At 52.2% G+C, this 25,595-nt stretch carries 22 protein-coding genes; 10 read left to right on the top strand and 12 right to left on the bottom strand.

Annotated features, from left to right (window positions below):
* Positions 1-32: 32 nt before the first annotated feature.
* Together ACMYSN_RS02260 and ACMYSN_RS02255 are read right to left on the bottom strand one after the other, a co-directional pair.
* Complete coding sequence (locus ACMYSN_RS02260; RefSeq protein ID WP_462496847.1) at positions 33-674, bottom strand: glycoside hydrolase family 19 protein; 642 nt, start codon at positions 672-674, stop codon at positions 33-35.
* A gap of 477 nt (positions 675-1,151) precedes the next feature.
* A complete protein-coding gene (locus tag ACMYSN_RS02255) occupies positions 1,152-1,523 on the bottom strand; it encodes a nitrogen fixation protein NifS (RefSeq protein ID WP_462496846.1) in 372 nt (123 codons plus the stop codon).
* 206 nt (positions 1,524-1,729) lie between these two features.
* On the opposite strand from ACMYSN_RS02255, the gene yjjJ reads away from it, so the two are divergent.
* Positions 1,730-3,034, top strand: coding sequence for a type II toxin-antitoxin system HipA family toxin (yjjJ, locus tag ACMYSN_RS02250; RefSeq protein WP_462496845.1), 1,305 nt, complete (start codon positions 1,730-1,732; stop codon positions 3,032-3,034).
* A gap of 89 nt (positions 3,035-3,123) precedes the next feature.
* Here yjjJ and ACMYSN_RS02245 read toward each other — a convergent pair whose 3' ends face one another.
* Genes ACMYSN_RS02245 through ACMYSN_RS02235 form a run of 3 tightly spaced genes read right to left on the bottom strand, consistent with a single transcriptional unit; the run spans position 3,124 to position 6,802 of the window.
* On the bottom strand, positions 3,124-4,380 hold the full coding sequence (locus ACMYSN_RS02245; protein ID WP_462496844.1) for a glycerate kinase type-2 family protein: 1,257 nt from the start codon (positions 4,378-4,380) through the stop codon (positions 3,124-3,126).
* 2 nt (positions 4,381-4,382) lie between these two features.
* On the bottom strand, positions 4,383-5,471 hold the full coding sequence (locus ACMYSN_RS02240) for an isocitrate/isopropylmalate dehydrogenase family protein (protein WP_462496843.1): 1,089 nt from the start codon (positions 5,469-5,471) through the stop codon (positions 4,383-4,385).
* Positions 5,472-5,485: 14 nt separating this feature from the next.
* Positions 5,486-6,802 carry an MFS transporter gene (locus tag ACMYSN_RS02235; protein WP_462496842.1) on the bottom strand — a complete coding sequence of 439 codons (1,317 nt, stop codon included), beginning with the start codon at positions 6,800-6,802 and terminating at the stop codon, positions 5,486-5,488.
* 130 nt (positions 6,803-6,932) lie between these two features.
* Between ACMYSN_RS02235 and ACMYSN_RS02230 the strand changes: the two genes are divergently transcribed.
* The 3 genes from ACMYSN_RS02230 (at position 6,933) to ACMYSN_RS02220 (ending at position 9,832) form a co-directional block, all read left to right on the top strand.
* Positions 6,933-7,841 (top strand): LysR family transcriptional regulator, encoded by a 909-nt coding sequence (locus ACMYSN_RS02230; RefSeq protein ID WP_462496841.1) that lies wholly within the window; start codon positions 6,933-6,935, stop codon positions 7,839-7,841.
* A 314-nt stretch (positions 7,842-8,155) separates the two neighbouring features.
* A complete protein-coding gene (locus ACMYSN_RS02225; RefSeq protein WP_462496840.1) occupies positions 8,156-9,025 on the top strand; it encodes an aldo/keto reductase in 870 nt (289 codons plus the stop codon).
* A 99-nt stretch (positions 9,026-9,124) separates the two neighbouring features.
* Positions 9,125-9,832, top strand: a complete 708-nt coding sequence (locus ACMYSN_RS02220; protein WP_462496839.1) for a carboxymuconolactone decarboxylase family protein — start codon at positions 9,125-9,127, stop codon at positions 9,830-9,832.
* Positions 9,833-9,888: 56 nt separating this feature from the next.
* Here the strand turns inward: ACMYSN_RS02220 and ACMYSN_RS02215 are convergent, their stop codons facing one another.
* From ACMYSN_RS02215 to ACMYSN_RS02205, 3 genes are all read right to left on the bottom strand, one after another.
* Entirely contained in the window at positions 9,889-10,953 is a 1,065-nt protein-coding gene (locus tag ACMYSN_RS02215; RefSeq protein WP_462496838.1) for an alpha/beta hydrolase, read from the bottom strand.
* Between the two features lie 194 nt (positions 10,954-11,147).
* A complete protein-coding gene (locus tag ACMYSN_RS02210) occupies positions 11,148-11,909 on the bottom strand; it encodes a carboxymuconolactone decarboxylase family protein (RefSeq protein ID WP_462496837.1) in 762 nt (253 codons plus the stop codon).
* Positions 11,887-12,366 carry a cupin domain-containing protein gene (locus tag ACMYSN_RS02205; protein ID WP_462496836.1) on the bottom strand — a complete coding sequence of 160 codons (480 nt, stop codon included), beginning with the start codon at positions 12,364-12,366 and terminating at the stop codon, positions 11,887-11,889. Before ACMYSN_RS02205 ends, ACMYSN_RS02210 begins: the two co-directional genes overlap by 23 nt.
* 458 nt (positions 12,367-12,824) lie before the next feature.
* Here ACMYSN_RS02205 and ACMYSN_RS02200 point away from each other — a divergent pair, with 458 nt between their 5' ends.
* Complete coding sequence (locus ACMYSN_RS02200) at positions 12,825-13,874, top strand: alpha/beta hydrolase (protein ID WP_462496835.1); 1,050 nt, start codon at positions 12,825-12,827, stop codon at positions 13,872-13,874.
* Positions 13,875-13,976: 102 nt separating this feature from the next.
* Positions 13,977-14,906 (top strand): DMT family transporter, encoded by a 930-nt coding sequence (locus ACMYSN_RS02195; protein ID WP_462496834.1) that lies wholly within the window; start codon positions 13,977-13,979, stop codon positions 14,904-14,906.
* A 433-nt stretch (positions 14,907-15,339) separates the two neighbouring features.
* On the opposite strand, the gene ACMYSN_RS02190 is transcribed toward ACMYSN_RS02195, so the two are convergent.
* Both ACMYSN_RS02190 and ACMYSN_RS02185 read right to left on the bottom strand, forming a co-directional pair.
* A complete protein-coding gene (locus tag ACMYSN_RS02190; RefSeq protein WP_462496833.1) occupies positions 15,340-16,083 on the bottom strand; it encodes a DNA/RNA non-specific endonuclease in 744 nt (247 codons plus the stop codon).
* A gap of 697 nt (positions 16,084-16,780) precedes the next feature.
* The gene (locus ACMYSN_RS02185; protein WP_462496832.1) at positions 16,781-17,383 is read right to left on the bottom strand and encodes a DJ-1/PfpI family protein; all 603 of its coding nucleotides are present in this window, start codon (positions 17,381-17,383) and stop codon (positions 16,781-16,783) included.
* 568 nt (positions 17,384-17,951) lie between these two features.
* Between ACMYSN_RS02185 and ACMYSN_RS02180 the strand changes: the two genes are divergently transcribed.
* The 4 genes from ACMYSN_RS02180 (at position 17,952) to ACMYSN_RS02165 (ending at position 22,107) form a co-directional block, all read left to right on the top strand.
* On the top strand, positions 17,952-18,977 hold the full coding sequence (locus ACMYSN_RS02180; RefSeq protein ID WP_426616995.1) for an amino acid ABC transporter substrate-binding protein: 1,026 nt from the start codon (positions 17,952-17,954) through the stop codon (positions 18,975-18,977).
* 65 nt (positions 18,978-19,042) lie between these two features.
* A complete protein-coding gene (locus tag ACMYSN_RS02175) occupies positions 19,043-20,221 on the top strand; it encodes an amino acid ABC transporter permease (RefSeq protein WP_462496831.1) in 1,179 nt (392 codons plus the stop codon).
* Between the two features lie 15 nt (positions 20,222-20,236).
* Positions 20,237-21,337, top strand: a complete 1,101-nt coding sequence (locus tag ACMYSN_RS02170; protein ID WP_462496830.1) for an amino acid ABC transporter permease — start codon at positions 20,237-20,239, stop codon at positions 21,335-21,337.
* Positions 21,338-21,345: 8 nt separating this feature from the next.
* Entirely contained in the window at positions 21,346-22,107 is a 762-nt protein-coding gene (locus ACMYSN_RS02165; protein ID WP_123754371.1) for an amino acid ABC transporter ATP-binding protein, read from the top strand.
* Positions 22,108-22,150: 43 nt separating this feature from the next.
* Here the strand turns inward: ACMYSN_RS02165 and ACMYSN_RS02160 are convergent, their stop codons facing one another.
* Complete coding sequence (locus ACMYSN_RS02160) at positions 22,151-23,044, bottom strand: transglutaminase family protein (protein WP_462496829.1); 894 nt, start codon at positions 23,042-23,044, stop codon at positions 22,151-22,153.
* The gene (locus ACMYSN_RS02155; protein WP_462496828.1) at positions 23,041-25,587 is read right to left on the bottom strand and encodes a circularly permuted type 2 ATP-grasp protein; all 2,547 of its coding nucleotides are present in this window, start codon (positions 25,585-25,587) and stop codon (positions 23,041-23,043) included. Before ACMYSN_RS02155 ends, ACMYSN_RS02160 begins: the two co-directional genes overlap by 4 nt.
* Between the last annotated feature and the right edge of the window lie 8 nt (positions 25,588-25,595).

Here is a 25,595-nt window from a genome sequence, read left to right as displayed (position 1 = left end):
TGTGCTATCAATCGCCGTTGTCGTATCCGCGTTTACCATACTTTTTTGGTTCTCTTTAACCACTCTATACGTTCAGCCAGCCCCGTTAATCCGCCATTGATAGCCAGGGTGACCTTCCTGATACTGTCCACGTCCGCCAAGAGGTTACACTTTTTTTGTTCCCACTTGGTTACCGCGACAATCAGACACCATTGGGCACTGAAAACGTCATCTGGCCGTTGGGTGAAATCGGGGGCTGTCGGCAGCCATTTTTGCACGTCTTTCGTCGCATCCTTATAGCTCTCCTTGCCCGTCAACTGGAGTAAACCGCGTCCACGATAGGTGTATCCATCATCATTAGGGGCGGTATTCCCCAAACGCCCACCGTAGACCTCGTTGGCCAGTTTTTGCGGGTTGTGCGCGTAAGCCTTGGGATCCAATAGCCCTTTAGGCTTGAAACGCCCGGGCCAGACAATGGGTAAACGTTCAGGGCTGTAATTCAGGTTTTCAAACTGAATCGTCAGACCGCCGCTTTCATGCAGTACCTGCGCCATAAAATGCGCGACCCGCAGGGCGTTTGCCGAGATACCAAAACGATCGAGGACAGGTTGACACTGTTCGAATGCCTGGCGGTAGCTGGATCGGCAGTTTGGCGCGAGTTTCAAAACTTGTGCGAGACTTACGTTAACACTCATAGTCCACCTCAGTCTTGGGTATTTATCTTCTTAATACTTCACGTTATTTGGCGCAGGTCGGTTCTTTCCCATTGCGAAAATACAATGGAAATGAAGATAAAACAGTCACACAAGAAATAAGTGTAGTGAGTGGGATTCGCCGGCCAGATATTGTAATATTTGTTATTTTATTACTAAATGTAAACCTCTTGTTTTTCAAAAAGTCAGTGCCTTCGCTGGCTATCCTGTCGTGATGATCAACGAACCAAAAGATACAGCCCGGCAATAACCAAAATGATAACAATACCGCGACGAACTGGCCGCCACTGCGCATATTCTGTGGCGTCAGCTTCACATATCATGCGGTCGGATTCACTTTCATTATCGCGATTTGCGCCTCTAGCCAGCAGGTGGCGATAGTCCTGCTAGTTCAGGAATGCTTTTCCGCGTCCAGTATATCTTCATGCTATGACCGCTCCGTTGGTATTTTCACACCGCTTACGCCTCGAATTTATTTTTTATTTCCCTGATTTTTCTTATTACCGGCATAACATCACCGTAGGCATATTCCATCGTCGTTAAATAAACAATATGGTTTTTATCAAACCCCGCGTGGTAAAACTGAAAACGTAATCCCGGCACACAAACCAGTAGCGTGGCGTTCTGCGCGATGAGTTTTTCTATATCGGATTCGGTAGTATCAAGCTCGGCGTGCCAGTCGGTCCCCTCTGCGGCCAACCTGTTGTTTAATCTTAACAGGTAATCACCGGATCGATACCAGCCAAAAAGACCGCCGCCTGTGCCGTGCTGAGGGGAACGACCTAACGCTGGCGATGATTTATCAATGAGAACGATTTTTTTAACGCTCATCCGCACTCTCCATTTCCAAAAGACGTTGACTGTCCTTGTAATAAAATATCACAGTCAGGAGACGTTAAGTTTCGCATGGTGCTGACGATGCGCTAAGTCTCCATATAGAGACAGACCGCCGGCGTAGATGACAGGTGAGCAAATAGCTGATAAGTTATCTATTCAAAAATCTATTCACTCATCTATTCATAAAGTGATTCATCGCCATGACAAACCGTTCTGACACCATCCGCCAGTTGCTACGCCAGGGCCCAACGCCTGTAAGGCAACTTACTGATATTATGGGTATAAGTCAGCCCACGGTTTCCCGTACGTTAAAAGCGCTGGGCGATGAGGTCGTGCGAATTGGTGCCGGACCATCTATTCAATATGCCTTGCGTGACGCGTTTCGCGGCTTCAGTTCCGTCCCCATTTACCGCATCACTGAAGAGGGGCAAATCAAACCCCTCGGGAAACTCATTCCGGTTCACCCCGGCGGGTATGTCATGGAGCAGACCGATAACGTCTGTCTGCATAGCGACGGGCTGCCGTGGTGGTTGTTCGACATGCGACCGCAGGGGTACCTTGGCCGGGCATATGCCTCCGCGCATTCAACCGCGCTGGGGTTGTCGCCGAATCCGGAAGAGTGGACGGACGCCGAGGTGATTAGCGCGCTGCTGACGCATGGGCATGATGCGGTAGGGAACCTTCTGATCGGGGAGCGAGCCAGAACCCAGTTCCTGGAAATGGCGGAGCCTGGAGCAGTGGATCGCGCCACGACCTATCCCACGCTGGCGCTGGCGGTAAGCTCCGGGGAGGTTCCGGGGTCATCTGCTGGCGGCGAGCAGCCAAAATTCTGTACCTATACCGACCGCGGTCACGTGCTGGTGAAATTCACCGCGCTGGACGATAACCCCGTCAGCGAACGCTGGCGCGACCTGCTGCTGGCCGAGCATCTCGCCTTGAAAGTGCTGGGAGTTAACACCGAGGTGTTTGATTTTGGCGGACAGCGCTTTCTGGAGATCCCCCGGTTCGATCGCACCGGGCCGCTGGGCCGTATCGGTCTGTTTTCTTTACGGGCGCTGGAGGCGGAGTTTGTTGGTCGGGCGAGAGACTGCTGGCCCGTTCTGGTAAATGAACTGGTGAAGCAGCAACTGATTCACCCAGATGCTGCCATGGGGACGGCACGGCTCTGGGCGTTTGGGATGCTGATCGGTAATACCGACATGCACCACGGTAATCTGTCGTTCCTCAGCAGCCATGGCCGCCCGTACCACCTTGCGCCAGCCTACGACATTCTGCCCATGGGGTTTGCCCCTAAATCCGGTGGCGCAATGGTGAATACCCTGCGGCCTGCGACGCTGCTTGAGGCGATCGACGGGGAGATCTGGCGCGAAGCCCTGGCGCTGGCTGAGAACTTCTTCACGTTAGTCAGCGAGTGTCGTCGTTTCTCCCCGCAGTTCGCCCCATGCCTGGCGGCGTTACGTGGCCACCTTGACGAGGCGCGGGCGCGGATATCACGTCTGGGCTAATGCGGCAGAAAAACAAAAGGCGCCGCTGCGCCTTTTAAACGCTACTATAAAACTAACAGATCTGCTCTCCCAGAGAGAGAGCAGATCATTCAGGCAATTAATATCCCTCTAATATCATTGACGTTGGTTAACGTTGGCCCCGTGATAATCAGGTCATTCGTTGAGTGAAAGTAGCTATAGCTATCGTGTGCATCCAGATATTCCCTGGCATTGAGACCATGATGGTTTCCTCGTGACAGTGTATCGGGATAAATCATTGCTCCGGCAGCGTCTTCAGTACCATCAATACCGTCACTGTCACCAGCAACGGCCCAGATGTCAGCTTCACCCTGTAAGGAACAGGCGAGGCTAAGCAGAAATTCCGTATTACGCCCGCCTTTTCCGCCTTTGCCCGCGCCTACAGTAACGGTTGTCTCACCCCCTGAAAGCAAAATGGCAGGCCTTTTAACGGGATGACCATATGCCTTCACTGACTGCGCAATTCCCGCCATCACGATGGCGACCTCACGGCTTTCACCTTCAATGGCATCTCCTAATATCAGTGGCGTAATGCCATGTTGCCGGGCTGATTCTGCCGCCGCCTGCAACGCCATTGAAGGTGTGGCAATCATTTTCACCTGGCCATGGGGAAAGGAAGGTTGGTCGCAGGAGCGCAACAGAACCTTCCGCACCGCCTCGCTAACAGAGATACGATACCGTTCGAGCACGTTGAGAGCATCGGCGGGCGTACTGTTATCCGCAATCGTCGGCCCGGAAGCCACATCTGTGGGGTTATCGCCGGGGACATCACTGATGATCAATGACACCAGGCGTGCAGGTTGGGCAAGTAATGCGAGCTTACCGCCTTTAACCGCAGAAAGATGACGTCTGACTAAATTCATCTCTTTGATATTGGCGCCGCTATGCAACAAAGCACGGGTAATTTCCTGCTTGTCAGCAAGGGTAATACCCGGCACAGGTAAAGCCATCAGCGCTGAGCCGCCCCCTGAAATCAGAGCGATGACCAGATCGTCGGCGGACAAATCTGAAATAGCCTGGGCTATCAGCATGGCCGCCGTTTGGCTCATCGAATCCGATACCGGATGAGCCGCTTCTAGTATTCGGATCCTGCCGGCGGGTACGGCGTGGCCGTAACGTGTTACGACTACGCCACTAACCTCCACATCCGGCCAGGCTGCATCCACTGCCGCGGCCATGGCAGCAGATGCTTTACCTGCACCGATGACCACACATCGACCTTTGGGTTTTTCTGGCAGATAGGGCGGTATGATTGGCCCCGGACGGGCACTATCAATGGCCTGTTGAAAAATATCCCGCAGGATCTCTGCAGCCTGTTCATTTCTCATGATTACGCGGTCTCAGATAGGTGTACTTTAGCTTCGATAAAATGCACCAAAGCGTGTGTAACATCAGCGGTATTGGCAGTTCCACCGACATCTGGCGTCAAAATTCCGTTCTCGCATACGTACTCGATGCCTTCCATGATAAGCGCTGCTGCATCACGTTCGCCCAGGTGCTCAAGCATCTGAACTGCTGTCCAGAACGTCGCTATCGGATTCGCAATACCTTTTCCTGTGATATCAAATGCTGAACCATGTATCGGTTCGAACATCGATGGGAAACGGCGCTCGGGATCGATATTGGCGGTCGGAGCGACACCTAAACTGCCCGCCAGCGCGCCGGCAAGGTCAGACAAGATATCGGCATGTAGGTTGGTTGCGACGATGGTATCCAGCGTGCTGGGATGCAGAGTCATGCGGTGCGTCATGGCATCAACCAGCATTTTATCCCACTGTACATCCGGGAACTCCTGAGCCACTTCAGCCGCGATCTCATCCCACATCACCATACCGTGACGCTGGGCGTTAGATTTCGTCACTACGGTAAGGAGCTTACGCGGACGAGACTGCGCCAATTTGAATGCATAGCGCATAATTCGCGTGACACCGACACGTGTGAAAATCGCCACCTCAGTACCGACTTCTTCCGGTAAACCGCGGTGCGCCCGGCCGCCATTACCGGAATACTCGCCTTCAGAGTTCTCACGCACGATAACCCAATCAAGATCGCCAGGGCCCCGGTTGCGCAGGGGCGAAGTAACGCCCGGCAAAATTTTAGTCGGGCGCACGTTAGCGTACTGATCAAAGCCCTGACAAATAGGGAGTCGCAGCCCCCACAGCGTGATGTGGTCAGGTACATCTGGTGCACCCACCGCACCGAAGTAAATCGCATCGAATTTTTTCAGCGTGCTTAATCCATCTTCCGGCATCATCACACCATGTTTTTTGTAATAGTCAGAGCCCCAGTCGAAGGTCTGTATATCAAACTTCAGCTGCGGATCGTGCCGGGTAAGCGCCTGCAGTACTTCAACACCGGCTGAGATGACTTCCGGGCCGATGCCGTCAGCAGGAATGGCCGCAATTTTGTAGTTACGCATAGGTATTTCTCCGATCAATGGCTATGGGTATGTGGATGGGGAATATCTACCATTTTCGGTTTATTCCCCTTAATAGAAAGAATCAGAACAATCATGGCTGAGAGCGTCAGCAGCCCGGCAACAAAGTAGAGTCCCCAGGTATAGCTGTTGGTTTGCTGGCGAATGACACCAATCATCATTGGGCCAACAAAACCGCCGAGATTACCGATGGAGTTAATGGTTGCTATCCCTGCCGCAGCAGCAGGGCCGCTAAGGAATACCGTTGGCATGCTCCATAACGGTGGTTTGGATGCGCTAATCCCAACGGTGACGAGCGTCAGCGCGACGATCACGGTGAACAGGGAGCCTGCGCTGCCAGCGTAAACCAGTCCTGCTACCGCCAGTAAGCAGGCACCAATTACATGCCAGCTGCGTTCTTTAGTGCGATCTGAGTGGCGAGCCCACAGAATCATGCCAATGACGCCGAATATTGCCGGGAAAGCATTGAGGAAGCCGATCTCCAATGACGACGCGCCGAAGCTTTTAATGATTTGAGGTGACCAGATCCCCAGTGTGTATAACCCTGCAGAGGTGCCGAAATAGACCAGCGCCAGCGCCAGTACCCGCATATCGGCCAGGCCACGCCATGCACTGGTATGGCTTTGTTTTGCCGCCGTAGCCATCTGTTCCGCCTGCATGGTGTTTTCTAACCACTCGCGCTCTTCGTCCGTCAGCCATTTGGCTTTAGCCGGACGGTCAGTCAGGAAGAAAAGTACGACGACACCGAGCACGACAGCTGGAATCGCTTCAAGGATAAACATCCATTGCCAGCCCGCGTAGCCGAGCAGACCATGCATCTCCAGTAAGGCAGCAGAAACAGGGGACCCTAATGCAGTAGACAGTGGCGCGGCGGCCATAAAGATCGCGGTCACTTGAGCGCGTTTTGCAGCAGGGAACCAATAGCTGAGATAAAGGATGATGCCAGGGAAGAAACCGGCTTCAGCCACGCCGAGCAGGAAACGCAGCGTGTAGAAGCTGGTGGTGCCTTGCACGAATGCCATACATCCAGAAACTAATCCCCAGGTGATCATCACTCGGGCGATCCAGATACGAGCACCGACTTTATGCAATATTAAATTCGATGGTACTTCAAAGAGAAAATAACCGAGGAAGAAAATACCTGCCCCAAAACCAAATATTGTCGGCGAGAATCCCAAGTCCTGATTCATAGTTAATGCGGCAAAGCCAATATTGACTCTGTCGAGAAATGCGATGAAGTACAGCAGCATGATAAAGGGAATAATGCGCAGCGTTATTTTACGCATTACCCTTTTTTCGAGTTGAGAGTTCATATTAACCTGCTCCAGATTGTGTAGGGTTGTGTTGGTTTTTTGTTATCAACTCCAGTATGCAGTTTTAGCTTGTCAGATCAGCCGAAGTAGATTATATAAACTATATGAATAATGCTTCTCCGAGATAAAAATGGATATAAATCAACTACGTTGCTTTGTGATTGTGGGTAAAGAACTCCATTTTGGTCGGGCGGCCCAAAGAATGGAAATGATGCCTGCGTCACTTTCTCGCTTCATTCGCCTGCTTGAAGAAGACCTCGGCGTGCGGTTGTTAAATCGCTCAACACGTAACGTTTCGTTAACCTCAGAAGGGGCTTTATTTATCGATGAGGCCTGTAAAGTTATCGATCAATTTGATGCATTGGCGATGAGTTTTAAAAAAAGAGCGAAAGACGAGCGACGAACATTTCGTATTGGTGCGATTGATAGCGCAGCACACGGATTAGTTCCGGCGTTACTCAACCGTTTTTTGCCAAAACACCCAACCAGCGACATTCATATCATCGAAGATAAAACCATCAACCTGCTGCCAAAATTAAAATCGGGCTGGCTGGATATCATTATCATTCGCGCACCGCAAATTATAGATGCGTCGATTGATGTCAAGTTTATTACTCAGGAAAGCTGTGTTCTGGCGGTGCCGCTGAATCATTCTTTAGTCGATAGATCAGCAGTTACAATCGAAGATTTTAAACATGAACCGATCATTATTCCCGATCGTCGGACCCGGCCGCATAGCCATGATCTCACCATGAGTTTGTATAAACATGCGGGTCTGACACCGCATATCGCCCAGTTTGCTGAAGAGAAACAGACTATATTGAGCCTGGTTGCGGCAGGTTTAGGTCTGGCGGTGGTGCCTTCATCCTATAACACGATGAACAGAGAAAATATTAAATACATACCGTTAGCGCTTCCAGTAACAATCAAAGGCTTACCACTCAGCATTGCCTGGCAGAAAGGTAATGAAGACGTTTATTTGCATGAAATACTGTCTGTGTTAAATGATTACAAGCACGAGCTTACTGAAAAACTTTAAAAGGACGCGATCCTCGATTTTGCGCGGATTGCTGATAAGCGGCGGGGGACGGCCCATTTTAAGCCTGCCGCCGATGTTCCAGTGGCGAACAGCCGTAAACGCGTTTGAATGTCGTACTGAAGGCACTCTCTGAACCATAGCTTTGCCCCAAAAGTACACAAGTTCTGTAGAACATCAGCGATGGAAGTGTTCACCTCCAGAATGAATCGGTTCATTAATGAATTTTTTGCACTAATGCATTCGCAATTCACAGACTAATCGTGGTTGGATTTTTATCTTAAAATGAAGGCTCTTACAGGGTGGAGGTACTCACAGTGGAATTTTCAGTATTAAGCAATAACATTAAAATGCCGATGGCGGGTTTTGGCGTTTTTCAGGTCACCAACAAAGACGAGTGCAAACAGTCTGTGTTAACTGCCATCCGTGCCGGTTATCGCCTTATTGATACTGCTGCAGTATATGGCAATGAAGACGCGGTTGGTGACGCAGTTCGTCAGGCGATTGCTGGTGGCTTATGTACACGTGAAGAGTTATTTATTACCTCAAAACTATGGGTTCAGGACATGGCTGACTACGATACGGCCAGAAAAGGTATCGCGGCGTCGTTAGCTAAATCGGGTCTTGAATACTTTGACCTCTACTTATTGCACCAGGCGATGCGCGACTATTTTAGCGCGTGGCGTGCATTAGAAGATGCTTACGACGAAGGTAAGCTTAAGGCCATTGGCGTATCCAATTTTTATGCTCACGTGTTAACAAACTTTTGTGAGACCGTCAGAATCAAACCGATGGTGAACCAGGTTGAACTGCATCCTTACTTTGCACAACCCGAGGCCCTGGAAACGATGAAATACTATGGTGTTCAGCCAGAGGCCTGGGCACCATTAGGCGGTGGAAGACATAACCCGTTTGAGAATAAAATGCTCCAGCATATTGCTGACGCTCATCAAAAATCAATTTCTCAGGTTATATTGCGCTGGAATATCCAACGCGGCGTTACGGTTATCCCAAAATCTACTCATCAGCAGCGTATTGAAGAAAATATCGCCATCTGGGATTTTTCATTGACAGAAGGTGAAATGGAGCAAATTAGCACTCTTGATTTAGGCTATGTTGGTGAATCGGTAAAACACTTTAACCCTGAGTTTGTTCGTGGCTGCCTTGGCGTAAAAATTCACGATTGATTTAAATTGATCTGTTTATATCTAAGAATGCCTGGGGTCTTCCCTGGGCAATTATTGCGTGGATACGCTTCATAGACCACGCCAAACAGGAGTTCAACAATGAAACCAGAAGATAATACGCATAGCGTTGTTGCCGACGTCGCCCCTGCGATGGCTGCGTATGCTGAACGATTTATTCAAAAGGATCTCTGGAATCGTCCGGAATTGTCCCGTCGTGACCGCAGTTTAGTGACGGTTGCGGCGCTTATCAGCCGTCACGACACGGCTGAACTTCCCCATTACTTTAACGTTGCGCTGGACAGTGGCGTGAAACCAGCGGAAATCGCGGAGACGATTACCCACTTAGCCTTTTACGCCGGCTGGCCTAATGCCACCGCTGCGGCGTTGGTTGCACATAACATTTTTGTGCAACGCCATATTGATATGGCGTCATTGCCGGGTGAGAAAGTGGACTTTCTCCCTCTGGATGAAGAGACGGAAAACAAACGTGCCACCCTGGTCGAGTCAAACTTTGGTAAGGTTTCGCCGGGCGTGGTGAAGTACACGACGCAGGCGCTATTCCTCGACCTGTGGTTGCGGCCTGACCTGGCGCCGCGCGACAGAAGTCTGATAACAGTAAGCGCACTGGTGACTGCCGGACAGGTGGCCCAGGTGCCTTATCATCTGAACCGGGCAATGGATAATGGCCTGACCGAGATTCAGGCCTCAGAGATATTGACTCAGTTAGCCTTTGTTTCGGGTTGGCCAAATATCTTCTCGGCGTTACCGGTATTTAAAGAGGTGTTCGCAGGCAGAAATCCGGACTAGCCGATAATGTGTATCAGAGGCCTGGTTTGTTTCACGACCAGGCCTCTGATGGGCAGTTAATCGAGTTTTTTATCATGAATGAACTGGCTGACTAAATCGGCAATCTGCACATTATTGAGGTCAGAGAACGGGAAGTGGGTATTCCCTTTAATACCGACCTCAGGCAAATGCGTCACCGTCACATCCCCGCCGTGCTTGTTCACCACGTCACGCCACTCGCGAGCCATTGCCAGACGCACGCGCCAGCTGTCTTGCGCGGGCATAGTTACAGGCTTATCCGGTATGTTATCGCCATAAATAATCAGAATCGGGATTTTAGTCAGCGCCATAAACTGTTCCATCGGCACCGGCTCACCCTTCAGCGTGTCGAACGCGCTTGGCATCGGGGCAGGGAGCTCTTTCTGCGGAAAGACAAAGCTGCTGCCAGGCTCGAAGGCGACAATGGCTTTAACCTTGTCGTTTTTCATCGCCGTATACCAGCCAGGTCCACCACCTTGCGAGTGGGTGAAGAGGATCGCCGGGCCGGATTTATCCACGACGGCGGACATCGCATCCGAGATAACATTGATATCAAACGGCCCGGTATTCGGGGTCATCTGACGGAAATACTGATTCAGCGTTTCTTTATCGTGAGAGAACTGGACGCCTTTAAAATAGTCTGGCCACACGCCAACACGGAACTGATTAAACCACAACTGCTCATCCGGTTTTGGCGTTACCGTCCCTTCTACGGCTGTGCGCCCGGCACTGCCCCGACGTGGCTGATCGACAAGATAAGTTGAGAACCCGCGACGCAGAAATATGTTCTGGAACCCTTCGCGGCCATCCGGGGTGCTTTCCCAGGTACGGGAGAACTGACCGGCACCGTGCAGCATGACGATAGGGTATTTATGCGGATTTTCCGGGATTTGGTAGAACACCGATGCATGATCGCCATGATAAGTTTGACCGGCAGAGTCCAGCGGCTTTTTCGCGTCAAATGTGCCTGGTGCCGTGATAATGGTGCCACCAGCAGCAAAGCTCCCTTGTTCCTGAATGACCAGTGGCTCGGCATAGACCGACTGCGCCACCAGGCCACCTGCCATCACGCCGATGGCCAGCGTTTTTACTATTGTCTTCAAGATGACATCCTCTGTTATGTTTGCCGTTCAATCATATCTGAGTTAGCGGCGTTAATTATTTAGCACCCTTGATTGCCCTTATTGAGCTGCCTCATCAATGCGCACAATTATCCGCGTATTGCCTCTAACGTTGCCGCTGCGGGTGCGGTAATCAGCATTCTACGGGTGGGATCATGCGCCATAATTAACGCTCTCTATTTGCTCGCGAGCGCCTGCTGCAGCGCCTTTTCAGCTCGTATTGCTGCATCCTTTTCGCCATGTTCATGCAGCACCTGCGCCAGCTGACGCAACTGGGCTGCCGTCAGACCGACCCGCATACTCGCTCGCGTGTGCGATAGCAGCTGTGCTTCAACGCCTGGTGTGGCTGCTAATGCGCCAACCGTTGCCAGCTCGCGGCTTTGCCAGTCGAGGTTATCGCGGGCAAAAATGTCGCCGAACAGATGCGTTTGCAGAAATTGATTAATGACCGGCGCAAAATCAAACAGAGGGCCGCGGACGGGAGCGCCTGAGATGGTGGTCTGGTTCGCGGTACCGACACGACGCAGCTCATCCCCGACGGGGACGGGGGCGACCGGCTCTTTACCCACGACGTCTTCAATGCCCCGTTGTTGACGCGCTTCGACGACCTTCATCAGTTCACTCAGGGCATTCAGGCTACGGGGGAAGCCCGTATAAGCGTAGAGCTGGACCAGAATTTCTTTGCTTTCGTTGATGGTGAGACCGGCATCAAGCCCCTGATTCAGGGCAGCATTTAATTTATCCATCTGACTGCTGGCCATCGATGCGGCAATCAAAGGGATAGCCTGCTGACGAGCGGTCAGCGTATCTGAAACCGTTTGTGCCTGGTTCATTTCTGCGGTTCCTGTATTAACTGGCGCAGCATTTGCCGTGAGAGCGAAACTAAAGGTTAGCAGTGCTGCTGCCGTTAAGGTCTTAATGGGCGTGGTATTGTTCATCTGTCACTTTCTCCATCCAGTCAACGCTTTTACCCTCTACAACCCCGGTTATCGCCAGGTGCGTCATGGCGCTGCCAGGCGCAGCGCCATGCCAGTGTTTGACGCCTGCCGGGCAAGAGACAACGTCGCCAGCCCGTATGACCTGCACCGGTTGGCCTTCCTGCTGGGTGAGCCCGATGCCGGAGGTCACAACCAGTCGCTGACCTGCCGGATGCGTATGCCAGGCGGAGCGGGCACCAGGTTCAAAGGTGACATACGCGCCGGAAACCTGAATCTCGTTATCCGGTTTGAACAAGGGATCAACCCGCACGCGACCGGTAAAGTTCTCTGCTGGCCCATTCACTGCGTTCTGGCTTCCGGAAGGCGCGATCTGGACCGCGGAGGGTTGCTCTGCAGCCCAGGATGAAACGGTAAAGAGAGGCAATAACAGCCCGAGGTAACGTAAATGTCTGTTCATTACAAAGCGTCCTTATCTACGATGGTGAGGATGACCTGTAATAATTCTAATAAGGGTGTGATGTCGTCAGGCTGACGCCACCCTGACAATTCTGTCAGTTAACGGTTATTGCGGTGACACGGCTTTGAATTTTCTGAAAATAAGACACCAAAGCAAGAATCGGGTAATTAACGAAAATAAAACGACAATGGATGTTTTGATTTTTCATTGCTCGCTCCTTTTATCAGAGAATTGAACAGGAATGTCATTTAACCAGGGCCATTCTGCCGCTTGATTGCCAGCATAATGCTGACAGTGACCTGACAACGTTGTCAGGAATACCCATTCGTCCCAGCTTGTTTCCTGACAAAAATGTTATTTCACTGTCACGTTGCTGACAGCGCTATATCCCTAACCTGAGTCGGCAAATTTAATTCTGCTGGCATGCATGGCCAGGCTGACAATTAACGGGAGATACAATGAAGTTCAGTCTTTTAAGTGCAATACTGCTCACGGCAATAGCCGGAGTGACGTCAGTCAATGCGGCTGATTACAAGAAAAATCCCTTCACACTGGTCTATGACGGTGCCATCACTGAGAACGTCAAAGGCAAGGTCAACATCCATCCGGTGAAATACGATCTGCACGGCATCCAGATTGCGGCGAATGTCTATACACCTGCGAATTACGATCCTGTCAAAAAATACCCTGCCGTGGTGGTTGCACATCCTAATGGTGGCGTAAAAGAGCAGGTCGCGGGTTTATATGCCCAGCGCCTCGCCGGGCAGGGGTACATCACGATTACCGCCGACGCGGCTTATCAGGGTGCAAGCGGGGGGATACCTCGCAGTGTGGATAAACCGGCTAATCGCATTGAGGATGTTCACGGCATGGCTGATTACATTAGCCAGTATCCGGGCGTTGATACTTCCCGCATCGGTCTGCTGGGTATCTGCGGAGGCGGCGGGTATTCACTGGTGGCCGCCGAGACGGATAAACGATTCAAATCGATTGCAACCATCAGCATGTTTAACTCAGGTCTGGTACGGCGCAATGGCATGCAGGATTCACAGCTGGATACTATCCAGCAGCGGCTTCAGCAGGCTTCTGATGCCCGCGCTCAGGAAGTTGCCGGCGGCGAAGTGCTTTATTCCGGCGATGCAAACCTGACAGACGAACAGATCGCCAAATTGCCCTTTGCCTTATATCGGCAGGGCTATGAGTACTACTGGAAAACGCACGCACACCCGAATTCAACGTTTAAATACACTACCAGCAGCTTGTTGGACTTGATGAACTTTGACGTGACCGATCATATCAATCTCATCAATAAACCACTGCTGATGATTGCCGGCACAAAAGCGGATACATTGTATATGACCGAAGAGGCGTTCGCGAAAGCGACCGGAACGAAGGACAAAGAGCTGTTCCTGATCGATGGCGCCACCCATATTGAGACCTACTGGGTGCCTAAATACGTTGATCAGGCAGTGCAAAAGTTAGACGTTTTCTTCGATAAGAATATTTAGCAACAGCTTAACGATGTCACCCCAGTCGGACAGGCTGGGGTGCATCACTCTCTGAGTGAAAGGAAATGTGGTTTCTGTCGCTCAAAGTTTAAGGGGAAGGGCATGGATACATTCTTTAATAAGCGCAGGGTTGCAGAGTTGTGGCTGGCTTGCGTTGCGGCAGGGTGGGGAATAGGTTTTCCTGCGATGAAACAAGCCGTTAACGAGCATCCGGTATTGATGGTACTGGGATTACGTTTTCTACTTTCAGCATTGCTGATACTGCCTTTTAGCATCAGAAGAATGAGATCGATGTCAGGAAAAACGCTCGTGGTTGGGATTCTTTTAGGCATGCTACTGGGTGCGGCATTCCTCTTCCTGATTTTCGGGCTACAGATGACTACTGCATCTAACACCGGATTTCTGGCGGGTCTGAGTGTCATATGGGTGCTGTTATTATCCGGGCCATTAACGGGAAAGTTACCTTCATATGAAGCCGTACTGGCGACACTTTTTGGGGTAGCTGGCTTGTATATAATGTCTGATATTAACGGCTGGCAACTTCAGTGGGGAGATACACTGGTGGTGATCGGCTCGGTATTCACTGCGATACATATTCTGGCTCTCGACAGATTTAGTGCCCATCACGACAACTTATCACTGACTTTTTTGCAAATTGCCACGATGGCGGTATTAATCATATTTATTCAGTTTGGCAGGAGTGAGCCGCCAATACCAGCCACGTGGGATCGAGGGTTGATATTTACACTTGTGGTGACGTCAATCTTCTCAACAGTGCTAGCGTTCTGGGTTCAGACTCGCTACCAACGTTTCACCACGCCGACACGCGCAATACTGATTTACAATCTTGAGCCAGTGTTTTCAGCCATTTTTGCCGTCTGGTTACTACACGAGATATTGCCTGCCAGGGTCTTACTGGGCGGGAGCCTTATTTTACTGGGGATGTGTCTTCCAGGTATTTTTGCTGCGGTTGTCCGGAACCTTAGTAAACGTGACAACGATTCCGTGAGCGATTATACCGGCGAACATTGAAACGAGCAGGATGCGCGATAATTTCATCAGAACGTGATTGCTGTGCTGTGGCCAGATTTGCAGTGGCTACAGGGAAGGGAAGCGCTAATCATTTTTGCCACTGCATGAAGGCGATGAATTGGATGCTAGCAAGGGCATTGAGAAATCGCCTGTATAAAGGGTGCTTCATTAACCTTTACAGCCTATTTAACATAATATACATTATGCGCACCAATGGACCTATAGCCAAAATGCACGATTTCCACAGGACAATCACCATGGCTTTATTGAGCTACAATCTCTTGCTCAATACTTTTGTAGGATGAACACCGCACCGGAATTTCTCTCGATTCTCGACTCGATATGTACCGACTCCGGATCTATCGACCGGTATCTTCCCTGCGTCGTGCAGTCGGTACCTATAGACAGGCGGACATTGCCTGATAAACATTATTCAGATTGATGTGCTTACGGAACACCCCATCTCGTTAGCTAAAGTTCCTTTCGTCGCTTTGATCAAGGCTGAGACTTTTGCTGGTAGCGAGGACCAAATAGTCAGTTTCGGATTTGTTTTGCTCTCAATCAGATCTACGGTAACCTGGTAATCACAAAAGTTGGCGCTTTTCGGCGTGGTTTGATCCATCAAAAAAGCCGCATACTGCCCTTTATCAGGACTGACGCCGATAAAAATAATCTTCCAGTAAGCACTAGGAATCTCAACCAAAGGATCCGCAGGTAACGTCGCAATATGCCTTTCGAAAAGCGGCCCCGTTACTGAATAAACTGCAGTAACATCACTTCGGTTGGCCAATTCGCGTTCTTTGGTTTCTAACCTTACCCAGGCTCCCTGATTGAGGTCCGCTTTTTGTGGTGTAATATTCGACAGATAATTAAGGGATTGCCAGTCTGACGCGCCCCCCAATCCAGCCAATGGTGCCTGGTGTCCGCGATCTACCCCAAGAAGTGCATTTGCATTTATATAGGCATCTGGGGGTAACGTATCAGTTGTAGGTAATGCAGGATCCTGTTTCCAGTCTCTTGGCCGTCCGCTTGCCTGGCTGGCTTTAGTTATTTTATACGCCACCCAATTAGCAAATTTACTGTCGCTATTATTGTTCAGCGTGTAGCTTTCGCGATCTAATGGTTTGGGGGGCTGATGATGGTGTGTTGAATAGCTTACTATCGTGAATATTTCCATCAATATACTCTTGCGTTGCAGCTGCTATCGCAGGATTCATAACAAGTATATCCTGTGAGCTCCTCATAAATACATCGTCATTGTTTGCAGGCCCGGTAATGTAGTTAAACCAGGCAAGTGTTTTTTCTTTAATATCTTCAGAACGCATGACTTATCTCCAGGGAATATTAAATAATTGCAATCACCATACAATGATACGGGCAAAGCAAGTGATTGCCTTGTGGTTGATTACATATTAATAGACAATGAGTTAACATCAAACGCGCAGTATGAAGACAGACAAGTAACTTACATTGCTGGTTGCAATGGTGATCGAGCCAGAATATCTGGCGAGCTGCAAATTTGATGTTTTACTAGCTTATATTCTGCCCGTATTTTATCAATCAACTAATCCAGGTAATCTTCAAATGTTAGTGCCGAGGTTGACTTAACATTCAAAAATCAAATCAATGATTATTATGGAGATAACGCTAAAACATTACAGCGAGCAATTCACACGATATGGATGAATGTCTTAAAATATTTATTTATTCGATCATTAAAACTGCACGCTTTTATTTTTAAGAATATTATGCTTTTTAACGAAATGGCAAAAAGTGAAATTTCCAGAAAATAACTGTAATGACTGTTCGCTATCGCCAAGGGGCATAGAACGAAAGATGCGCCTGCGGGCGCATCTTTCGTTCTCTTCAACACCTCAGCTCCCTGCTGTATTCTCGGTCCAGTCAAACGCCAGCTGTTTCGCGGTCCGTTCCGCCAGTGCTCTGTCAGCCAGGCGTTCAACTAAATGCAGACACATATCAATACCCGCCGAGATACCCGCTGAAGAGACAATCGACCCCTCATCAACCCAACGCAGGCCCTCTTTTACGGCTAGCTGCGGGAACATGGCACGCAAATCGGCGATATCTTCCCAATGGGTGGTGGCCGATTTATCAGTCAACATACCGGCCTTCGCGAGTAAAAACGCTCCCGTGCACACGGAAGCGGTTATCGTCGTGGTTAAGGACTGCTGACGGATCCAGGCAATGACCGCGTCCTTTTTCAGCTCTGCATCAACAACGCCTCCGGGAATTATCAGGCAGTCGATTGGCGGGTGGTTGTCGATTGTCACTTCCGGGGTTAGCTTCAGGCCGGCGCGTGCATGGATGGTGTCCTGCGTTTCGCCGATCGTAAAGACGTTAAACCGCGCCGGTTCTCCCCGATGTACCCGGGAGGCACAGGTAAAGACCTCATAAGGCCCGGCAAAATCGAGCACTTCAACATTATCGAAAATATAGATCCCCACGTTTACAGGCATAAATGCACTCCCTCGGCGGTGCAAAATAAACAGCGAAATAGTATTTTTAAACCCGCTCAACATTACTCTGTTTTATTTTTTCTACCAAAATACAGAAATCTAATGATGCCCGGATGAAACAGTTGTCGTCATCATGCTGGCGATAGTTGCATCACATAATATGTGGTTTTTCCTTTGCATCTCTTCCGCCCGTGGGCGATCCCTTCCCTATTCCCGCAAACAGATAGCGCTCAAGGCCGCAACAGCCAGGCTCCAACGCCGTAGCGATCGTCAATACAACATTTCAGTAGCTACTCAGCCTGGATGAACGCCGTGCTTTGTTTTTGTGAAACTCTTGCACCTTTTTTGACGCTAACGGCTCGTATTGTTCCTTTTTGGTGCTCGGGAATATCCGTCACTTTCTGGGTACTTCAGTCGATAAATAAATATTTCCATATGTTTCATCAAGATAAAAAGATGGCATCAAAATTGCCTTTATCGACGTGGCAGACCGACACAGTAAAAAAAACGTACGATTAAATGCACACACAACCACATAACAACACGATTTCTCCATACAGGATGCTTTATGAAAAAAATGATGCTCTCCACTCTGGTTGCCGCCGCGTCTCTGTTCGCTGTCGCGCAGCAAGCGCATGCTGGCACCACGTTGGATGCAATTAAGAAAAAAGGGTTTGTTCAGTGCGGTATCAGTGATGGTTTGCCGGGCTTCTCTTATGCCGATGCAAGCGGCAAATTCACCGGTATTGATGTGGATCTCTGCCGGGCGACGGCCGCCGCGGTGTTTGGCGACGCCAGCAAGGTCAAATACACCCCGCTGACGGCCAAAGAGCGCTTCACCGCCCTGCAATCCGGCGAAGTGGACATTCTGTCCCGCAATACCACCTGGACGTCGTCACGTGATGGCGGGATGGGATTCTTGTTCGCCGGGGTCAACTATTATGACGGGATCGGTTTCCTGACCCACCAAAAAGCCGGCCTCAAAAGCGCGAAAGAGCTGGATGGTGCCACCGTCTGCATTCAGGCCGGGACGGATACCGAGCTGAACGTGGCGGACTACTTCAAAGCCAACAAAATGCAATACACCCCGGTGACCTTCGATCGCTCTGACGAATCCGCGAAAGCCCTCGACAGCGGCCGTTGCGATACGCTGGCTTCCGACCAGTCTCAGTTGTATGCGCTGCGTATTAAGCTCGGCAAACCGGATGAGTTTATCGTCCTGCCGGAAGTGATTTCGAAAGAACCGCTGGGCCCGGTGGTACGCCGTGGTGATGACGACTGGTTCACCATCGTCAAATGGTCGCTGTACGCCATGCTGAACGCCGAAGAAATGGGTATTACCTCGGCAAACGTCGAGCAGATTGCGGCGAAACCGTCCAACCCGGACATCGCGCACCTGCTGGGCGCGGAAGGTGACTTCGGCAAAGACCTCAAGCTCGACAACAAATGGGCGTTCAACATTATCAAACAAGTCGGTAACTACCAGGAAAGTTTTGACCGCAACGTGGGTAAAGACAGCGCGCTGAAAATCGCACGTGGCCAGAATGCGCTCTGGAACCAGGGCGGCATCCAGTACGCCCCGCCGGTACGTTAATTCTGTTTCCAGTCGGGTACCGCACCCTGCGGTACCCAATGCGCTTTTTTGATTGAGGTTTCATCATGTCTCAACGCCCAACCGTAAAAAGGGATTTTTCGTTCGGTAATCCTACGGTTCGCGCCTGGCTTTACCAGATAGCCGCCATTGTGGCCGTCTTTGTTGTCGTGGGGTATCTGATCCATAACACGGTGATCAACCTGGCCAACCGCGGTATTACCTCCGGCTTTGGTTTTCTTGATCGTAGTGCCGGGTTCGGCATCGTCCAGCATCTGATTGATTACTCGGAAGGTGATACCTACGCGCGCGTGTTCCTCGTGGGGTTAACCAACACCCTGCTGGTTTCCGCGCTGTGTATTGTTTTTGCCTCCGTACTCGGGTTCTTTATCGGCCTGGCACGGCTGTCAGATAACTGGCTGCTGCGCAAGCTCTCGACTATCTATATTGAAACCTTCCGTAATATCCCGCCGTTGCTGCAAATATTCTTCTGGTATTTCGCGGTGCTGCGTAATTTACCCGGCCCGCGAGAAGCACTGAGCGCCTTCGACCTGGCCTTTGTCAGCAACCGCGGGCTGTATATCCCCTGGCCCACCTGGGCGCCCGGCAGCTGGCCGTTCGTGATTGCCCTTGGATTGGCGATCGCTGGCAGCATTGGCCTGCGCCATTACAACCGCCAACATCAGTTGAAGACCGGCCAGATGCGCCGGACCTGGCCGCTGGCCACCGGGATGATCATCGTCTTCCCGCTGGTCGCCCACCTGCTGTTTGGTGCCGCCACCCACTGGGATGTCCCGCAGCTGCGCGGCTTCAACTTCCGCGGCGGTTTCGTGATGATCCCGGAGCTGGCGTCGCTGACGCTGGCGCTATCGATCTACACCTCGTCGTTTATTGCCGAAGTGATCCGTTCCGGCATTCAGTCGGTCCCTCACGGGCAAAGTGAAGCGGCCCGTTCGTTAGGCTTGCCGAACCCCGTGACCATGCGTCAGGTGATCATCCCGCAGGCGATGCGGGTCATCATTCCGCCGCTGACCAGTCAGTACCTCAACATTGTGAAAAACTCCTCACTGGCGGCGGCAATCGGCTACCCGGATATGGTCTCACTGTTTGCCGGTACGGTACTGAATCAGACCGGTCAGGCAATCGAAACCATTGCCATCACCATGGCGGTGTACCTGATTATCAGTCTGCTAATTTCGCTGCTGATGAACCTCTACAACCGCAAAATCGCGCTGGTTGAGCGTTAAGAGAACGTAATGACTATGTCTGTGACCTCACATGAAACACCGCCAGTGCCGACCAACCCGGCGAGTAGAGCCTGGGCCTGGGCACGTAAAAATCTGCTCTCCAGCTGGACCAACACCCTGCTAACCCTGCTGTGCCTGTGGATTATCTGGAGCGTTATTCCACCCGCACTGAACTGGCTGGTCTTCCAGGCCAACTGGCTGGGAACCACCCGCGCCGACTGTACCAAAGAAGGCGCCTGCTGGGTGTTTGTCCACGCCCGCTTTGGCCAGTTTATGTATGGCCTGTATCCGCATGAACTGCGCTGGCGCATCAACCTCGCACTGGTCATTGGTCTGCTGTCCATCATTCCGATGTTCATCAAATCGATGCCGCGTCGGGGCCGCTATATCGCCTGCTGGGCGGTGGCCTATCCGCTGGTGGTCTGGTTCCTGATGTACGGCGGCTTTTTCGGCCTTGAGCGCGTCGAGACCCGCCAGTGGGGCGGCCTGACGCTGACGCTGATTATCGCCTCTGTCGGGATTGCCGGGGCGCTGCCGCTGGGGATCCTGCTGGCGCTGGGGCGACGCTCAACCATGCCGGTGGTGCGCACCCTGTCGGTGATTTTTATTGAATTCTGGCGAGGCGTGCCGCTGATCACCGTGCTGTTTATGTCATCGGTAATGCTGCCGCTGTTTATGGCCGAAGGAACCACCATCGATAAGCTGGTGCGTGCCCTGGTCGGGGTGATCCTGTTCCAGTCGGCCTATGTTGCCGAAGTGGTGCGCGGCGGCCTGCAGGCGCTCCCTAAAGGACAATATGAGGCGGCGGAATCGCTGGCGCTGGGCTACTGGAAAACCCAGATGCTGGTCATCCTCCCCCAGGCGCTGAAGCTCACCATCCCCGGGCTGGTCAACACCATTATTGCGCTGTTCAAAGATACCAGCCTGGTGATCATCATCGGCCTGTTCGACCTGTTCAGTAGCGTACAGCAGGCCACAGTTGACCCCACCTGGTTGGGGATGTCGACAGAGGGCTATGTTTTTGCCGCCCTGGTCTACTGGATTTTCTGTTTTAGCATGTCGCGCTATAGCCAGTATCTGGAAAAGCGCTTTCACACCGGGCGTAAATCGCACTGAGGTTTTACATGACACACACAATGACTAATTCTGCTGACGCAATGATGATTTCGCTCGAAAATGTGAATAAATGGTACGGCCAGTTTCACGTATTAAAAGATATCAATCTGCAAGTGAAGCCGCGCGAACGCATTGTGCTTTGCGGGCCTTCAGGCTCGGGTAAATCGACCACCATCCGCTGCATCAACCACCTGGAAGAACACCAGCAAGGGCGTATCGTCGTTGATGGCATTCATCTCAACGATGATGTCCGCAACATTGAGCGCGTTCGTACCGAAGTCGGCATGGTATTCCAGCATTTTAACCTTTTCCCTCACCTGACCGTGCTGCAGAACTGCACCCTGGCGCCGACCTGGGTACGCAAGATGCCGACCAAAGAAGCAGAAGCTCTGGCCATGCACTATCTGCAGCGCGTCCGAATCGCCGAACATGCGCATAAATTCCCAGGGCAGCTCTCCGGGGGCCAACAGCAGCGCGTGGCGATTGCCCGCTCCCTGTGCATGAAGCCTAAGATCATGTTGTTTGATGAGCCAACCTCCGCGCTGGATCCGGAGATGGTCAAAGAGGTGCTCGATACCATGATTGGCCTGGCAGAAGATGGCATGACGATGCTGTGCGTCACTCATGAAATGGGCTTTGCCCGCACGGTGGCGGATCGAGTGATCTTTATGGACCGCGGCGAAATTGTCGAACAGGCACCACCGCAGGAGTTCTTCTCCAACCCGAAATCAGAACGTACCCGGGCGTTCCTGTCGCAGGTAATACACTAAACCAGCTCGCAACTCGCCCCTCTGTACAGAGGGGCAGTTTCATTCAGCCAGAAAACTCCTGACGCTGGACATCTACCGCCACCTCCAGCGCCAGCGTTGCCCCGCCATCGAAAATCACCCCTTGTAGCGGCGTGACATCGGCATAATCCCGGCCCCACGCGGTCACGATATGCTGCCCCTGAGGCATGAGATCGTTGGTCGGATCAAACTCCAGCCAGCCGCTGTCAGGGATAAAAATGGCAAACCAGGCATGTGACGCATCGGTCCCGACCAATTTTTCCTGCCCCTCTGGCGGCAGGGTTTCAATATAGCCGCTGATATAACGCGCGGGTAAGCCGACGGAACGCAGGCAGGCGATCGCCAGATGAGCAAAATCCTGGCAGACGCCGCGCTTCTCCTCTAAGACCTGTTCGGGCGGCGTGGTAACGCTGGTCGCCACTGGGTCGAAGGTAAACTCGGTAAAAATGCGATGGGTCAATGCCATTGCGGCCTGCAGCACCGGGGCATCGTCGTGGAACAGATCAGCCGCATAGCTGGCCAGCCGTTCTGAATGACGGATTAACCCGGAATCCAGTACATACTCTTTCGCCATGCGCAGGTCCGCCGTTGGGCTGGCATGCAGCAGGTATCGATATTCACCGCAGGTCAGCGCGTGGCTCTGCAGCAGATCCGCGTGGTGGATTTCGTCAATCTCAAACTCACTTTCCATCTCAATGGTCAGCGTGTCGTGCGGCACCTGAATCGAGAAATAAAAGGTCTGGTTGCCGAAATAATCACACCCCTCGTTCTGATAAACCGGCATCGGCGTGACGGTGATCCGCCGCTGTAAACAGCGCTGGCTGGCGGTATTACGCGGCAACAGGTGCGTCATGTTGTAGCATAACGTCACCGGCGAATTGTACTGGTACCTGGTAAGGTGTCGTACCCGATATTTCATAGATCAGTCTTCCACTGCGCGTTAATCAGTTGCTGCGGCCCGTCGGCGTGATCGAAATACTTGTCGCTCAACAAGGTTGTGAATTGCTCCAGTTGGCTGATTATCTGGGTCATCAGGGCATCCAGTTGCAAACGCTCACCGCTGCTTTCATCGACCTGTGCCAGCACTTCCACTTCAGCCAGCTGAATATCCGTCAGGGATTTAATGATCGGCCGCAGATCTGACGTCAGACTGGAGGTCTGGGCCTCCTGGCGCGGCAGATCGAGGAGATATTTGCGCAGACGATCGATCTGATAAATCAACGAACGCGGGTTCGTCCCGTCCAGCATTAATAAATCCAGGCCAGAAATGATATTCATCTGCCCCCGATAGCGACGCCGGAAAGAAATCAGCGCCTCAACGCTCATCAGCACCGATTCCAGAATTTGCTGTTGCTGTAGACCCGGCACCGCAGGGGTCAGCGTGTGCTTCAGCAGAATGGCGGTCAGGCGCGCCCGCTCGGCACGACGGCCAATCTCCTGGAACCGCCAGTCCATCCCGCGCAGCATGCTTTCGTGATTCAGCCCAGATAACGCCAGCAATGAGGTCACCAGATTATCCAGCGACTCTTCCGGCAGCTCCGGCAACCCGTCCTGATAGGCAACCTCTACGGTGCGAATATAATCGCGTAATTCATTGATAATGATCCGCGTATCGGCCGAGAGCATCTCTTTGACCTGCTCGCCGCAGGCCAGCATATTGAGGATATTAAACTTGATGGAGCCGGTGCGTTGACCATCGCAAACCAGCGACGCGAGTTCATGATTGAGGTCGTCGGGGGCGTCGCTTTCTGGCAACGTTCCGGTAAGCGCAGATAGCGCCCCCAACAGAATGTCGCGGCTTTCAGGCATAAAATACTCAACGCCGTTGAGCTGCTTGAACAGGATACGGATCAGACGCAGGCTCATCTCCGCGCGTTCCGCATAGCGGCCAAACCAGAACAGGTTTTCGATCACCCGGCTTGGCAGATTCCCCTCATCGCGAGGCAGAGAGTCCGTCAGCGTCGGCTGCGCGGTATCGACGTTTTCCCCGAGTATCCACGTATCTTTACTGCGCGCGCCGGACAGATCGCTGACGATAAACGCCTCCGCTGACTCGGCGACCCGCGACAGGGTTCCGGGCATCACGCAGTACCCTTCCTCGGTGGCGACGGTAAATGCGCGGAAAATCGTCGGGCGATACTCAATGCGCTGATTATCCCAGACCGGAACGTGCGATCCCGGAACATAGGCCTGAGCCACGTAATCGTGCGGGCGGGCAGAGATCTGCTGAATAATCTGCTGGCGGCTATCCGTATCGAGGCAATGGCCGTAGATACTTTTGCTGTCAAAACTGCGGTAAGCCGGTTTGATGATCAGCTGCTCAAGGTGGCTAATCACAAAATCGCGGTCTTCCGCCCGTCCGCACCACCAGGTTTGCACCGTGGGGATCGATAGCGGTTCACCAAGCAGATACTGGCTGATGTCCGCAAGGAACGCCAGCAGGGCCGGTGCTTCAAGCACTCCCGAGCCCAACGGGTTTGCCAGCACCACATTGCCGTTGCGCACCACTTCAAGCAGCCCCGGCACCCCCAGTCGCGAATCGGCGCGCAGTTCCGTCTGGTCGCAGTAAGCATCATCCATCCGGCGCAAAATCACATCGACTTCCGACAGGCCATTCAGGGACTTCAGCCAGACTCTGCCGTTACGCACCGTCAGGTCGCCGCCCTGCACCAACTGGAAACCGAGATAGTTCGCCAGATAGGCATGTTCAAAATAGGTGCTGCTGTAGGCGCCGGGCGTCAGAACCACAATGCGCGGGGTATCGGTTTTATGGCTGGCGAGGCTCGCCAGGGTATGGCGTAGCGCATGAAAGAACCCGGACAGCCGCCGCACATGGCTGGTGCGAAACAGCGAGGGCAGCACGCGGGAAACGGCGATACGGTTTTCCAGAACGTAGCCGGTGCCGCTCGGTGCCTGGGTGCGATCGCCAATGGCCACAAACTGACCATCGCCACCGCGCACCACATCGACCGCGTGGAAAATCAAATTATGCGCCCCTGGCAGGCGGATGCCATGGCACTGGCGCAGAAAGCCGGGGTGAGAAAAGATAATTTCCGACGGGATAATCCCGTCTTTCAGCAACCGCTGTTCACCATAGAGATCTTTCAGCATCAGATCGAACAGCCGTGAACGCTGTGCCAGTCCGCGCTCCACGCAGGACCACTCCTCTTCCGCCAGCAGCGTCGGGATGATATCCAGCGCCCAGACGTTCGGCGACAGCGGGTCGCCATTGAGGTTATAGGTCGCGCCATCATCGCGCAAAATACGCTGGGCCTGGCGAAGACGGTTTTCCATCCCCTCCACACCCATCTCGCTGACGCTGTTGATCACCTCCGCCCAGTGCGGGCGGAAGGTGTTCGTCAGATCGCAGGCTTCGTTATAGATGGCTGTCGGCACATTCCCGACAGAGAAAGAGGCCGGCTCACAGGCCGGCGCGCTTGATTCAGAAAAAGAAGCTGTCATGTATGCTG

This window comes from Klebsiella sp. R445 (genome assembly GCF_051131755.1).
GTDB lineage: Bacteria > Pseudomonadota > Gammaproteobacteria > Enterobacterales > Enterobacteriaceae > Klebsiella > Klebsiella lignicola.
This window is presented reverse-complemented; position numbering and strand designations above follow the sequence as displayed.

Coding starts and splice junctions, on each gene's coding strand:
- ACMYSN_RS02205 (WP_462496836.1), bottom strand. CDS start 12,366: ATGAACAGACATTTACGTTACCTCGGGCTGTTATTGCCTCTCTTTACC.
- ACMYSN_RS02165 (WP_123754371.1), top strand. CDS start 21,346: ATGACACACACAATGACTAATTCTGCTGACGCAATGATGATTTCGCTC.
- ACMYSN_RS02260 (WP_462496847.1), bottom strand. CDS start 674: ATGAGTGTTAACGTAAGTCTCGCACAAGTTTTGAAACTCGCGCCAAAC.
- ACMYSN_RS02170 (WP_462496830.1), top strand. CDS start 20,237: ATGTCTGTGACCTCACATGAAACACCGCCAGTGCCGACCAACCCGGCG.
- ACMYSN_RS02190 (WP_462496833.1), bottom strand. CDS start 16,083: ATGGAAATATTCACGATAGTAAGCTATTCAACACACCATCATCAGCCC.
- ACMYSN_RS02245 (WP_462496844.1), bottom strand. CDS start 4,380: ATGAGAAATGAACAGGCTGCAGAGATCCTGCGGGATATTTTTCAACAG.
- ACMYSN_RS02220 (WP_462496839.1), top strand. CDS start 9,125: ATGAAACCAGAAGATAATACGCATAGCGTTGTTGCCGACGTCGCCCCT.
- ACMYSN_RS02180 (WP_426616995.1), top strand. CDS start 17,952: ATGAAAAAAATGATGCTCTCCACTCTGGTTGCCGCCGCGTCTCTGTTC.
- ACMYSN_RS02160 (WP_462496829.1), bottom strand. CDS start 23,044: ATGAAATATCGGGTACGACACCTTACCAGGTACCAGTACAATTCGCCG.
- ACMYSN_RS02175 (WP_462496831.1), top strand. CDS start 19,043: ATGTCTCAACGCCCAACCGTAAAAAGGGATTTTTCGTTCGGTAATCCT.
- ACMYSN_RS02240 (WP_462496843.1), bottom strand. CDS start 5,471: ATGCGTAACTACAAAATTGCGGCCATTCCTGCTGACGGCATCGGCCCG.
- ACMYSN_RS02235 (WP_462496842.1), bottom strand. CDS start 6,802: ATGAACTCTCAACTCGAAAAAAGGGTAATGCGTAAAATAACGCTGCGC.
- ACMYSN_RS02255 (WP_462496846.1), bottom strand. CDS start 1,523: ATGAGCGTTAAAAAAATCGTTCTCATTGATAAATCATCGCCAGCGTTA.
- ACMYSN_RS02185 (WP_462496832.1), bottom strand. CDS start 17,383: ATGCCTGTAAACGTGGGGATCTATATTTTCGATAATGTTGAAGTGCTC.
- ACMYSN_RS02200 (WP_462496835.1), top strand. CDS start 12,825: ATGAAGTTCAGTCTTTTAAGTGCAATACTGCTCACGGCAATAGCCGGA.
- yjjJ (WP_462496845.1), top strand. CDS start 1,730: ATGACAAACCGTTCTGACACCATCCGCCAGTTGCTACGCCAGGGCCCA.
- ACMYSN_RS02210 (WP_462496837.1), bottom strand. CDS start 11,909: ATGAACAATACCACGCCCATTAAGACCTTAACGGCAGCAGCACTGCTA.
- ACMYSN_RS02195 (WP_462496834.1), top strand. CDS start 13,977: ATGGATACATTCTTTAATAAGCGCAGGGTTGCAGAGTTGTGGCTGGCT.
- ACMYSN_RS02155 (WP_462496828.1), bottom strand. CDS start 25,587: ATGACAGCTTCTTTTTCTGAATCAAGCGCGCCGGCCTGTGAGCCGGCC.
- ACMYSN_RS02230 (WP_462496841.1), top strand. CDS start 6,933: ATGGATATAAATCAACTACGTTGCTTTGTGATTGTGGGTAAAGAACTC.